Origin of the sequence: Sphingopyxis sp. JAI108, from assembly GCF_013410105.1 — a bacterium.
GTDB classification, from domain to species: Bacteria; Pseudomonadota; Alphaproteobacteria; order Sphingomonadales; family Sphingomonadaceae; genus Sphingopyxis; species Sphingopyxis chilensis.
On the sequence record NZ_JACCCJ010000001.1, the window covers coordinates 385,662 to 397,782 of the forward strand.

The window sequence follows — 12,121 nt, forward strand, 5'->3', positions numbered from 1 at the left end:
GATCAATCGGTCAGATCGTCCCACATTTCCTTGATGCGGCCGAAAAAGCCCTGGCTCGCGGGGCATTCCTCGCCCGTCTCGGTCTCGCGGAATTCGCAGAGCAATTCCTTCTGCCGTGCGGACAGCCGGGTCGGTGTCTCGACGTCGATCTGGACGACGAGGTCGCCGTGCCCGCGGCCGTTCAATACCGGCATGCCGGCGCCGCGCTGGCGCAGCTGCTTGCCCGACTGGATCCCGGCGGGGATGGCGATGTCGTGCATCCGGCCGTCGAGGCCGGGGATGCCGATCTCGCCGCCAAGCGCCGCGGTGGTGAAGCTGATCGGCGCGCGCGTGAAAAGCGTCGTGCCCTCGCGCTCGAACACCTTGTGCCGCGCCATGTGGAGGAAGATGTAGAGGTCGCCCGGCGCCGCGCCGCGCGCGCCGCTTTCGCCTTCGCCCGACAGGCGGATGCGCGTGCCCTCGTCGACCCCGGCGGGGATGTTGACGGTCAGCGTCTTGCGGCGATCGACGCGGCCTTCGCCGTGGCATGAATTGCACGGGTCGGCGATGACCTCGCCCGCGCCCTGACAGGTCGGGCAGGTACGCTCGACCATGAAGAATCCCTGCTGCGCGCGCACCTTGCCGTGGCCGGCGCAGGTCGAGCAGCGGTTGGTATGGGTGCCGGGCTTCGCGCCCGATCCGTCGCACGTTTCGCAGCGCGCCGCGACGTCGACCTGGATCTCGCGCGTCACGCCGGTGAAGGCGTCCTCGAGCCGGATTTCCATGTCGTAGCGCAGGTCGGCGCCGCGCGCGGGGCCGCGCTGCTGGCGGCCGCCACCAAAGGCCGAGCCGAAGATCGATTCGAAAATATCGCCGATGTCGCCGAAGTCGGCGCCATTGCCGCCGCCGAAGCCGCCCGCGCCGCCGTTGACGCCCGCCTTGCCGAAGCGGTCGTAAGCGGCGCGCTTCTGGGGGTCCTTCAGGCAGTCATAGGCTTCGCTGATCGCCTTGAAGCGCGCTTCGCTGTCGCCGCACCCCGGATTCTTGTCGGGGTGATATTTCATCGCGAGCTTGCGATAGCTCGCCTTCAGCGCCGCATCGTCGGCGGTGCGTTCGACTTCCAGCAGTTCGTAATAATCGATGTCGAGTGACATAGGTATCGGCCCCTAGCCTCGCTTCCCATATCCGCCCGCCCTGAGCCTGTCGAAGGGCCGTTCTTCCTTGAAAGAAGAAGGGCGGTGCTTCGACAAGCTCAGCACGAGCGGCATGAGAGGTCGGCCCCTTACTTCTTGTCGTCTTCGACTTCCGAGAATTCGGCATCGACGACATCTTCGTCGGTCTTCGCCGTATCGGCTTCGTCGGCGCCGGGGGACGCGGCCGACTGCTGCTCCTTCTCGTAGATCGCCTGGCCGAGCTTCATCGCGACCTGCGCGAGCGCGCCGGCCTTTTCGGTCATCGCGGCGGCGTCGCCGCCTTCGACCGCGGTCTTGGCTTCGGCGATCGCGGCTTCGATCTCGGACTTCAGCGCCGCATCGACCTTGTCGCCATGTTCGGCGATCTGGCGTTCGGTCGAGTGGATCAGGCTTTCGGCGTTGTTCTTCGCCTCGGCCGCCTCGCGGCGCGTCTTGTCCTCTTCGGCGAACTGCTCGGCGTCCTTGACCATCTGGTCGATGTCCGCGTCGCTGAGGCCGCCCGAGGCCTGGATCTTGATCTGCTGTTCCTTGCCGGTGCCCTTGTCCTTGGCGTGGACCGACACGATGCCGTTGGCGTCGATGTCGAAGGTCACCTCGATCTGCGGCACGCCGCGCGGCGCCGGCGGGATGCCGACCAGGTCGAACTGGCCGAGGATCTTGTTGTCCTGCGCCATTTCGCGCTCGCCCTGGAACACGCGGATCGTCACCGCCGACTGATTGTCGTCAGCGGTCGAATAGACCTGCGACTTCTTGGTCGGGATCGTCGTGTTGCGGTCGATCATCTTGGTCATGATGCCGCCCAGCGTCTCGATGCCCAGCGAGAGCGGGGTCACGTCGAGCAGCAGCACGTCCTTGACGTCGCCCTGCAGCACGCCCGCCTGGATCGCGGCGCCGATCGCGACGACTTCGTCGGGGTTCACGCCGGTGTGCGGTTCCTTGCCGAAGAAATCCTTCACGACCTCGCGCACGCGCGGCATGCGCGTCATGCCGCCGACCAGCACGACTTCGTCGATTTCGCTCGCCGAGACGCCGGCGTCCTTGATCGCCTTCTTGCACGGTTCAAGCGTACGCTTGACCAGCTCTTCGACAAGGCGTTCGAGGTCCGAGCGGGTGATCGTCTTGACGAGGTGCTTCGGTCCGTTGGCGTCGGCGGTGATGAAGGGCAGGTTGACCTCGGTCGTCGCGGCCGACGACAGCTCGATCTTCGCCTTTTCGGCGGCTTCCTTCAGCCGCTGGAGCGCGAGCTTGTCGCTGCGCAGGTCGATGCCTTCGTCCTTCTTGAAGCCGTCGGCGAGATATTCGACGATCTTGCTGTCGAAATCCTCGCCGCCGAGGAAGGTGTCGCCGTTGGTCGACTTCACCTCGAACACGCCGTCGCCCACCTCGAGGATCGAGATGTCGAAAGTACCGCCGCCAAGGTCATAGACGGCGATCGTCTTGTTCTCGGTCTTGTCGAGGCCATAGGCGAGCGCGGCCGCGGTCGGCTCGTTGATGATGCGCAGCACTTCGAGGCCCGCGATCTTGCCGGCGTCCTTGGTCGCCTGGCGCTGCGCGTCGTTGAAGTAGGCGGGAACGGTGATCACCGCCTGCGTCACGGTTTCGCCCAGGTAGCTCTCGGCGGTTTCCTTCATCTTCTGCAGGATGAAGGCGCTGATCTGCGACGGCGAATAATCCTCGCCGCCCGCCTTGACCCACGCGTCGCCGTTGCTGCCCTTGACGATGGTGTAGGGGACGAGTTCCATGTCCTTCTTGGTCATGGGATCGTCGAAGCGGCGGCCGATCAGGCGCTTCACCGCAAAGATCGTGTTTTCGGGGTTGGTGACGGCCTGGCGCTTCGCCGGCTGGCCGATCAGGCGCTCGCCATCCTTTGCAAAGGCGACGATCGACGGGGTCGTGCGCGTGCCTTCGACATTTTCGATAACCTTGGGTTTTCCGCCTTCCATCACCGCGACACAGCTGTTCGTGGTGCCGAGGTCGATCCCGATCACTTTGGCCATTGGTATTACGTCCTTGTTGCTTCTTCCGGCGCCCTGAAAAGGCACGCCGTCCATGGGTTACATGGGCGCGATATAGGTGCGCTAATCCTTGGCACAAGGGCTTTCAGGGCTTATCGAGGATGCGAATTTGTCGCGCTTTTACGGAGTCCTCCCAAAATGAAACCCTTCGCCTCGAGTCTCTTTGGCGCCGCCCTTGCCGCCGCCGCGCTCAGCCTGACCGGCTGCGGCGAAAATCTGGGTGCGGGGCAGCCGCTCAATGTGGTCAGCGGCCATATCGTGATGGGAGCGACGCCCGACCGGCCCGCGGTCGGCTATTTCCGCGTCGAGGGCGGCCCGCGCGACGTCGAGCTGGTCGCGGTGACCAGCGACCTCGCGCAGCGCGTCGAGATGCACGAGTCGGTGCGCGAGAACAATGTCACGACGATGAAGCCGCTTCTGCGCGCTCCGGTCCCCGCCAAGGGCGAGCTGGTGTTCAAGCAGGGCGGCAAGCATCTGATGATATGGGGCATCAACGGCGCCGCGGTGCGCGCGGGCAAGCTGCCGATGGCGTTCGTCTTCACCAACAACAACAATGAACGCATCCTTTTCGACATGGTGATCAAGCCGGCGGAAGGCGGCGCCGAAGCGGCCGGTCATGGCGCGATGGACCATGGCACCGAAAAGGCGGCACCAGGCACGAAGAAATAAAGGTGCTGTCCAGCACTTCGTCATTGCGAGCGGAGCGAAGCAATCCAGAGCGGCTTGCGCCACGCTGGATTGCCGCGTCGCTGCGCTCCTCGCAATGACGGGGTTTTGATGCCGCATCCGTCGCGCCCCCTGACCCCCGGCGAAATCGCGCTCGCCCGGACGGTGTTCGGCGATGCGATCGCTTATGACCGCGTGCGGGTGAACCACCATAAGTGGATATTCTTCCAGCCGCGCCACATCGTCATGGCGCCGATGGGCAGCCTGCATTTCAACCCGCATGGCGAGCTTTATTGCGACGATTTCAGCGACGCGTCGCAGCGACTGCAGGGCCTGTTCATCCACGAAATGACGCATGTGTGGCAGGCGCAGACGCGCGGCCGCTGGTATCTCGTGCTGATGCGCCATCCGTTCGCGACCTACAGCTACAGCCTGAAACCCGGCTGGCTGCTCGAACGCTACGGGCTGGAACAGCAAGCCGAGATCGTGCGGCATTACTGGCTGCTGACGCGGGGCATGGTCGTCGGCGGCGCGCCGGGGGTCGAGGCGTATCGGGCGATCCTGCCGGCTTCGTGGCGCGCGGCGCGATAGTCCGCAATAAATAGCGGCTAGCCAGACGGGTCGCGTTCGTCCTATGTTCCTTTCATGGATGGAAGCTCGCTCGTCGTCGCCCTTGTTGCCCTCGCCATCGGCGCGCTGATCGGCTGGCTTTTCGCCGGTCGGCAGTCGGGCGGGCTGAAGGCCGAGCGCGATGGCCTCGCCGAGCGGTTCAGGAGCGCTGTCACCGACCTCGCGGCCGAGGCCGAGGCGCGCAAGGCGGCCGATATCCAGCTCGCCGCGCTCCTCAGCGAACAGAAGGCGCGCGATGCGGCGCATGACGCGCAGATCGCGCAGCTCAAGGACGCGCAGGCCGCGCTCACCGCACAATTCCGCGAGGTCGGGCAGGTGATGCTCGACGGCGCGCAAAAGGCGTTCCTCGAACGCGCGGAGCAGCGCTTCAAGCAGAGCGAAGAGACAGCGGGGCAAAAGCTTTCTGCGCTGCTCAATCCGGTCCACGAGCGATTGCAAAAATATGAGGAAGCGGTCGGCAAGGTCGAGGCCGAGCGCCGCGATGCCTTCGGCCTGCTCCACGGCCAGATCGCCGCGATGCGCGAGGGGACCGAGCGCGTGTCGAGCGAGGCGGCGAAGCTCGTCAATGCGCTGCGCAACGCGCCCAAGGCGCGCGGGCGCTGGGGCGAACAGCAGCTTAAAAATGTCCTCGAAAGCTGCGGATTGTCCGAACATGCCGATTTTCAGACAGAGGTGAGCGTGACCGACGGCGACGGCGGGCGGCTGCGTCCCGACGTCGTCGTGAAGGTGCCGGGCGGACAGAGTCTCGTCATCGATGCGAAAGTGTCGCTCAACGCCTATCAGGATGCGTTCGGCGCGGTCGACGAAAACGAGAAGGTCGCGCATCTCGCCGCGCATGCCGCGGCGATGCGCGCGCACGTCAACACGCTCGGCGCCAAAAGCTATTGGAACCAGTTCGAGGACACGCCCGACTTCGTGGTGATGTTCGTCCCCGGCGAGCATTTCCTCGCCGCCGCGCTCGATCAGGATCATGAGCTTTGGGACTATGCGTTCGAGCGCAAGGTGTTGCTCGCGACCCCGACGAACCTGATCGCGATCGCGCGCACGGTCGCGGCGGTGTGGCGGCAGGAAAAGCTCGCGGGGCAGGCGCGCGAGATCGCGGCGCTGGGCAAGGAGCTTTATGCGCGTATGTCGGTGATGGGCTCGCACATCGCGCGCGTCGGCAAGAATCTCGATCAGGCGACGGGCGCCTATAACGCCTTCGTCGGCAGCTTCGAATCGCAGGTGTTGACGCAGGCCAAGCGTTTCGAGGCGCTCGATATCGAGACCGGCGGCAAGGAAATTCCCGCGCTTCCCGTCGCCGAACAGGCGGCGCGCCCGCTCGCGAAGCTGGCTCCGGCGGCGCCCGCGGCGGTGAACGACGGCGAATAGGCCCTATCGAGTTCGGGGCTCTGCGAGTTTTATATCACCCGCTTCAGCACCGCGGTCTGCCCGTCGCTCCCCGTCAGGATCAGCGTCCCATCGGTCGGGAAGGCCAGGCTCACGGGGCCGCGCATCAGCGCGAAGAAGGCGCTTTCCTGCGTCATGCCCGCGCCGGGGCACGCCATCCTGGTCGCCATCAGCGACCCTGCGGTCAGCGTGCGGTCGGCGACCGAATAGCCGCCCGAAAAGCGGTTGCAGCCCGCGCTGCCGCTCAGCCGCTCGGCTTCGAAGGTGAGCGCGGTCGGGCGATCGGCGGCGACGGGCGCCCCGCCGATCGACACGAAGGTCCAGTTGGTCCCCGCGAGCTCGGTCGGCGGCAATATCCCGCCGCCGCATCCTTTCACCGTCTTGCCGTCGGCGGTCACCGTCACCGTGTCGGCGTAACGGCGATCGCTCATCCCGTCGCTGCATTCGCCGCGCATGACTTCGACCTTCAGCCGATCGGTCACATAGTGTTCGCCGTTCGTGACGGCGCGTGCGCCGGGGTTGGGGGCCATGATCTTGGTCTCGCCATAGTCGCCGTCGTAATTGAGCCGCGACGGCGTGATCTCGAGCGTCCAGCCGGGCTCGGTGCCAAGCGCCATATAGGCAGCAGGTTGCGCGCCAGGGCCTTGCGGCGGCGTTTCGGCGGCGGGTGCGCAGGCGGCGAGGGCGACAAGCACAACCAAGGGCAGAAAGCGGATCATCGAACGGCCTTTCTTCATCGTCATCCCGGACTTGATCCGGGATCCATTCGGCGTCTGCTTGTCAGCCGAAGGAAGAATGGATGCTGAATCACGTTCAGCATGACGAAGCCTATACCGTTTCGGCGGTGGAAACTACCGCCTCCGCTGGTTCAGCACCTCATACGCCATCACCGCGGTCGCGACCGCGGCGTTGAGGCTGTCGGCCTTGCCCAGCATCGGCATCTTGACGCGGACGTCGGCCGCCGCGGCATATTCGGATGGCAGGCCCTGTGATTCATTGCCGGTGAGGATGAAGGTCGGCGCGGCATAGCGCACCGACTGATAGTCCTGCGTATCCTCGCCGAGCCAGGTCGCGACGAGCTGGCCGGGGCCCTGGCGGAGCCAGGGGAGGAATTCTTCCCAGCGCGCGACCACCAGCTTCTGCGTGAAGATCGCGCCCATGCTCGCGCGCACCGCCTCGACCGCATAGGGGTCGGTGCTGTCATCGAGCAGAATCAGCCCGCCCGCGCCGACCGCGTCGCCGGTGCGCAGCATCGTGCCGAGATTGCCCGGATCGCGCAGCCGCTCGGCGACCAGCCAGATCGGCGCGGCATCGCGGTCGAGATCGGCGAGGGTCGTTTCGGGTTCGGCGTAGATGCCGACAACCGTCTGCGGATTATCCTTGCCCGACAATTTGGAGAGGATCGCCGGCGACGTATCGACCACCTCGCCGCCCGCCGCCATCGTATCGGCAGCGAGCGCCTTCGCAAGCGGATGCGCGTCGCCATCGGGGCCGAGGAACAGCCAGCGCGGCAGCACGCCCGCCTCGCGCGCCTCGGTGGCGATGCGCAGTCCTTCGGCGAGGAACAGGCCCTCGGCGCGGCGATGGCGCTTCTCGCGCAGCAGCCGCATCCGCTTGACCAGCGGGTTCGACAGGCTTTCGATTTGGGAACGGCGACCGCTCGCCATGGGCTCAATCCTCGCCGAAGCTGTCCTTGACGAGCCCGACCAGCTTCAGCAGCGCGGCGTCGGCGCCGTCGCCCCTGGTATGGATGGTGATCGAATCGCCCTTCGCGGCGCCGAGCATCATCAGCCCCATGATCGACGTGCCGTTGACGCGGCTGCCGCCCTTTTCGACCTCGACCGACACGCTTTCGGGCAGGCGGCTGACAAAGGTCACGAATTTGGCGCTCGCGCGCGCATGCAGGCCGCGCTGGTTGGTGATTTCGACGGTTTCGGAAATCTCGCTCATGGTCCCACTCCCAGCATTTCCGACGCGACCGAAATATATTTCTGGCCGGCTTCTTTCGCCGCGATCACCGCGGCGCGCAATTCCATCGTCTTGCGCGCGCTTTCGAGGCGGATCAGCATCGGCAGGTTGACGCCCGCGATCACTTCGGTGCGACCCGATTCGAGCAGGCTGATCGCGAGGTTCGAGGGCGTGCCGCCGAACAGGTCGGTCAGTATCACGACGCCGCGGCCCTCATCGACGTTGCGAATCGCATCGGCGATTTCCTTGCGCCGCATCTCCATATTGTCGTTGGGGCCGATGCACACGGTGGCGATGGCGCGCTGCGGACCGACGACATGCTCCATCGCGCGCACCATTTCCTCGGCGAGACGGCCGTGGGTGACGAGCACCATTCCCAGGAGTGGCAGAGCCTTATCGTTCGGCATGCAGTCGTCGACCCTTATATGTTGCCGCCGGATGCGGGAGAAGCGGGCGGGGGCTTGCCCTCAAGCCCATCTTGCGGGGCGGAGTCAAGATTGCGGTGGGTCAGCGTTGGCTCATATCCGGACTCGCGTAGCCTTCGGGCAACACGCGCCGCGACATGGACCGAGCGGTGGCGCCCGCCGGTGCAGCCAAAGGCAATGGTGACATAGCTTTTGCCCTCGGCGCGGTAGCGCGGCAGCAGCGTCAGGATCAGCCGCTCGATCTGCGATACGCTGTCCTCATAGGCGGGGTCGGCGATCACATAGGCGGCAACATCGGCATCGAGTCCGGTGCCGGGCTTGAGCTTCGGATCCCAATGCGGGTTGCGCAGGTAGCGCATGTCGAACACCAGGTCGGCGTTGCGGGGCAGGCCGCGCGCAAAGCCGAAGCTCATGACGTTGAGCACCGGCTCGCCTTCTTCCGCGTCGCCGAAGCGCTGGCGGATTTCCTGTTGCAGGTCGTTGCTGCTGTAGTTGGTCGTGTCGACGACATGCTCGGCCCAGCGGCGGAGCGGCTCCATCATCTCGCGCTCGCGCGCGATCCCGTCGGCGGCGGGGCGGTCCTCGGCCATCGGGTGGCGGCGCCGCGTTTCGGAAAAGCGGCGTTCGAGCTCGGCGCCCGCGCAGTCGAGGAACAAAGTCTGGATGTCGCGGCGGCCGCTCTCGCGCAATTCCTTGATCCGCCGCACGAGCAGCGCGGGACGGAAGCCGCGGCTCCGGCTGTCGATGCCGATCGCGAGCGGGCGCCCCGCCTCGCCGCGCTTGACGGGCGCGTCGATCAGCGTTTCGAGCAGCGCGAGGGGGAGGTTGTCGACGACTTCCCAACCCAGATCCTCGAGCACCTTGAGCACGGTCGACTTGCCCGCGCCCGACAGGCCGGTCACCAGCAGCAAGCGCGATTCGGCGTTCTCGCTCATGCGGCGGGTGCCAGCCGTTCAAGCGCAAGCAGGATCTTGATCGGGGCCGACGCCTCGAATGCCGACAGCAACAGCGCGGGAAGCGGGTGGCCCGCCACCGTCTCGACCTGACCCACCGCGGGCATGCGGTCGTAGCGGTCGGACAGCCGCACCGCGAGCGCGAGCGGCACCGGCGCCGTCCAGGGCCGTTCGATAATCCCGATCCCGCGCACCTCGAGCTTGCCTGCGAGCGTCTCGGGCGGGCGGCACCACAGGCGGCCCCGCTCGAACCAGATATCGCAGCGGTCGTCGGCAACCAGCCTGGCGCCGCGGTCGATCAGCCGCAGCGCGAGGTCCGACTTGCCTTGCCCCGAATTGCCGAGGATCAACACGCCGCCATTGCCCGCGGCGACGCAGCTCGCATGGATATTGACGATTTCGGTTCTGGTCCGGCTCGGAAGCATGGCGCAAGGCTTACCGGCGCCGAAGCGGTGCCGCAAGGCGATAGGATGCGGGGGCGTCAGGCCGCCTCCTGCCCACCCTCGCGCGCCGGTAGCGTGATCAGCAGGCTGGCGCCGGGTTTGCCGTCGTCGCGATCCTTGGCGCTGATCGTCCCGCTGTGCCCCTCGACGATCGTCCGCGCGATCGCGAGGCCGAGGCCGCTGTGGCGGCCGAACGCCTCGCCCGACGGGCGCTCGCTGTGAAAGCGGCGAAAAATGGCGTCGCGCTGTGCGGGCTCGATTCCGGGACCGTCATCGTCGACCTTGACATGCACCTCGTCGCCGAGCCGCGTCGCCGACACGCAGACGAGGCCGTCCGCCGGCGAGAAGCTGATCGCATTGTCGATGACATTGTCGATCGCCCGCTCGAGCCGGTGGCCGTCGCCCATCACCACCGTGGTTCCCTTGCGCGGGCGCGCGAAGGCGACGCGCGGGTGCGGCGCGCCCGCCTCGACGCGCGCGGCGCGCGAGGCGAGCATCGATTCGATCATGATGCCGACATCGACGGGCTCGAACAGCGCGCGCGACAGCTGCGCATCGACGCGGCTCGCCTCGCTGATGTCGCTGACCAGCCGGTCGAGGCGCCGGACGTCCTCGTCGGCAATGCGGAGCAGTTGCGCGCGCTGCTCGTCGCTCGTGACGCGGCCCAGCCCCTCGATCGCCGAGCGGACCGAGGCGATCGGGTTCTTCAGTTCGTGCGTCACATCGGCGGCGAAATGCTCGCCCGCGTCGATGCGTTCACGAAGGGCTTGCGTCATGTCCGAAAGCGCGCGCGCGAGCGTGCCGATCTCGTCGCGGCGACTCGGCAGGCGCGGGACGACGACCTCGCGGGCGCGGCCGAGGCGGACGCGCACCGCCGCGCGCGCGAGGCGCCGCAGGGGCCGAACGATCGTGCGCGCGAGGAAGAGCGAGAGCAGCACCGATGTCATCAGCACGACGAGGATGACCACCGCGAGCCGGAAACGTTCGGCGCGCACCGTCCGCGTGATGTCGCGCGCGTTGAGCGTCATCAACACCGTCTGCGGCGTTTCGAGATCGACGACGCGCGCGGCGCTCAGCAGCGGCGTGCGTTCGGGGGCATAGCGGAAGCGGCTCGCCGCGAGGCCGCTCCGCTGTGCGTCGATCACCTCGGGCCACGATTGCGCGCGGTCGACGCGCGGTTCCTCGAAATCGGGATAGCTCGGCGCACCGACGATCCAGTCGATGCCGCGGTCCATCGCGCGCGCCGCATCGCGTTTCCACGGTTGCAGCTCGGGATCGCGCAGCGTGTAGGTCGGTGGCCCGCTTGCGAAGCTGTCGGACAGGCGTCGCCCGTCGGCGCCGTAGAAGCGCAGCCGCGATTCGGTCGCCGCGGTGAATTCGCTGATCAGGGTGGCGCGCTGGTCGGGCCGCGCGGCTTCGAGCGCGCTGTCGAGCATGGCGAGCTGGTCCTTCATCACCTCGATGCGCGTGTCGACCAGCCGGCTGCGATAGGTGTCGAGATAATAGAAGCCGCCCGCCAGCAGCGCGACGGCGAGGATGTTGACCGCCAGGATGCGCGTGGTCAGCGACCAGCGCGCCGACCAGACGAGCGGCGATTCCTCCTGCTCGGCGATGCTCGCGTCGGCTTTCAAGTCGTCAGCTTTCATCGGCAAAGCGATATCCTGCGCCATAGAGGGTCGCGATCGCGTCGAACTCGGGGTCGACCTCGCGGAACTTGCGGCGCAGACGCTTGATGTGGCTGTCGATCGTGCGGTCGTCGATATAGACGTCGTCCTGATAGGCGGCGTCCATCAACTGGTTGCGGCTGCGCACGATGCCCGGACGCGCCGCGAGCGTTTCGAGGATCAGGAATTCGGTGACGGTCAGCGTGACATCCTTGCCGTCCCACGCGACCTTGTGGCGCGCGGGGTCCATCTGTAGCCGCCCGCGCGTGATCGGTTCGGCGACGGGCTCGTCGTCCTCGCTCGGCGCGCTGCGGTTGAGCTCGACGCGGCGCAGGATCGCCCGGATGCGCGCGATGACGAGGCGCTGCGAAAAGGGTTTGGCGATATAATCGTCGGCTCCCATCGCGAGGCCCAACGCCTCGTCGATCTCGTCGTCCTTGCTGGTCAGGAAGATGACGGGCAGCTGGCTTTTCTCGCGCAGGCGGCGGAGCAGTTCGAGCCCGTCCATGCGCGGCATCTTGATGTCGAAGACGGCCAGGTCGGGCGGATTATCGATCAGCGGCTTCAACGCCGCCTCGCCGTCCGAATAGACGCGGGTGACGAAGCCTTCGGCCTGCAGCGCGATGGACAGGGATTGCAGGATATTGCGGTCATCGTCGACCAACGCGATGGTTGCCGTCATGCTCTTTCCGTTGGGCGGGGCTCCGATTGAGCGATTAGCCTATCCGGCGGCCAGCGACAACCGCGCGCGCATTGCCACCGGTTCCCCCCGCCATACGCCCGTCGCACATGCTGC

General features: G+C 66.6%; 13 protein-coding genes. 3 read left to right on the top strand and 10 right to left on the bottom strand.

Annotated elements, in window-relative coordinates:
• Positions 1 to 2: 2 nt before the first annotated feature.
• Positions 3 to 1,133 carry a molecular chaperone DnaJ gene (dnaJ, locus tag HDC29_RS01785; protein WP_179493791.1) on the bottom strand — a complete coding sequence of 377 codons (1,131 nt, stop codon included), beginning with the start codon at positions 1,131 to 1,133 and terminating at the stop codon, positions 3 to 5.
• A 128-nt stretch (positions 1,134 to 1,261) separates the two neighbouring features.
• Complete coding sequence (gene dnaK, locus HDC29_RS01790) at positions 1,262 to 3,169, bottom strand: molecular chaperone DnaK (RefSeq protein ID WP_179493793.1); 1,908 nt, start codon at positions 3,167 to 3,169, stop codon at positions 1,262 to 1,264.
• 156 nt (positions 3,170 to 3,325) lie between these two features.
• Here dnaK and HDC29_RS01795 point away from each other — a divergent pair, with 156 nt between their 5' ends.
• From HDC29_RS01795 to HDC29_RS01805, 3 genes are all read left to right on the top strand, one after another.
• The gene (locus HDC29_RS01795) at positions 3,326 to 3,856 is read left to right on the top strand and encodes a copper chaperone PCu(A)C (RefSeq protein ID WP_179493795.1); all 531 of its coding nucleotides are present in this window, start codon (positions 3,326 to 3,328) and stop codon (positions 3,854 to 3,856) included.
• 108 nt (positions 3,857 to 3,964) lie between these two features.
• Positions 3,965 to 4,444: a vgr related protein gene (locus HDC29_RS01800; RefSeq protein WP_179493798.1), complete on the top strand. Its 480-nt coding sequence runs from the start codon at positions 3,965 to 3,967 to the stop codon at positions 4,442 to 4,444.
• Between the two features lie 54 nt (positions 4,445 to 4,498).
• Positions 4,499 to 5,854, top strand: coding sequence for a DNA recombination protein RmuC (locus HDC29_RS01805; protein WP_179493800.1), 1,356 nt, complete (start codon positions 4,499 to 4,501; stop codon positions 5,852 to 5,854).
• Between the two features lie 29 nt (positions 5,855 to 5,883).
• Here the strand turns inward: HDC29_RS01805 and HDC29_RS01810 are convergent, their stop codons facing one another.
• The 8 genes from HDC29_RS01810 to HDC29_RS01845 all read right to left on the bottom strand — a co-directional run bounded on the left by HDC29_RS01810 (position 5,884) and on the right by HDC29_RS01845 (position 12,007).
• The gene (locus tag HDC29_RS01810; protein WP_257018001.1) at positions 5,884 to 6,615 is read right to left on the bottom strand and encodes an META domain-containing protein; all 732 of its coding nucleotides are present in this window, start codon (positions 6,613 to 6,615) and stop codon (positions 5,884 to 5,886) included.
• Positions 6,616 to 6,723: 108 nt separating this feature from the next.
• Entirely contained in the window at positions 6,724 to 7,539 is an 816-nt protein-coding gene (locus HDC29_RS01815) for an RNA methyltransferase (protein ID WP_179493802.1), read from the bottom strand.
• Between the two features lie 4 nt (positions 7,540 to 7,543).
• On the bottom strand, positions 7,544 to 7,822 hold the full coding sequence (locus HDC29_RS01820; protein WP_179493804.1) for an HPr family phosphocarrier protein: 279 nt from the start codon (positions 7,820 to 7,822) through the stop codon (positions 7,544 to 7,546).
• Positions 7,819 to 8,247, bottom strand: coding sequence for a PTS sugar transporter subunit IIA (locus HDC29_RS01825; protein WP_179493807.1), 429 nt, complete (start codon positions 8,245 to 8,247; stop codon positions 7,819 to 7,821). Before HDC29_RS01825 ends, HDC29_RS01820 begins: the two co-directional genes overlap by 4 nt.
• 14 nt (positions 8,248 to 8,261) lie before the next feature.
• Positions 8,262 to 9,200, bottom strand: coding sequence for an RNase adapter RapZ (rapZ, locus tag HDC29_RS01830; protein WP_179493808.1), 939 nt, complete (start codon positions 9,198 to 9,200; stop codon positions 8,262 to 8,264).
• Positions 9,197 to 9,643: an HPr kinase/phosphorylase gene (locus HDC29_RS01835; protein WP_179493810.1), complete on the bottom strand. Its 447-nt coding sequence runs from the start codon at positions 9,641 to 9,643 to the stop codon at positions 9,197 to 9,199. Before HDC29_RS01835 ends, rapZ begins: the two co-directional genes overlap by 4 nt.
• A 56-nt stretch (positions 9,644 to 9,699) precedes the next feature.
• The gene (locus tag HDC29_RS01840) at positions 9,700 to 11,307 is read right to left on the bottom strand and encodes a sensor histidine kinase (protein ID WP_257018002.1); all 1,608 of its coding nucleotides are present in this window, start codon (positions 11,305 to 11,307) and stop codon (positions 9,700 to 9,702) included.
• The gene (locus tag HDC29_RS01845; protein WP_179493814.1) at positions 11,297 to 12,007 is read right to left on the bottom strand and encodes a response regulator transcription factor; all 711 of its coding nucleotides are present in this window, start codon (positions 12,005 to 12,007) and stop codon (positions 11,297 to 11,299) included. The genes HDC29_RS01840 and HDC29_RS01845 overlap by 11 nt, the downstream gene beginning before the upstream one ends.
• Positions 12,008 to 12,121 lie beyond the last annotated feature (114 nt).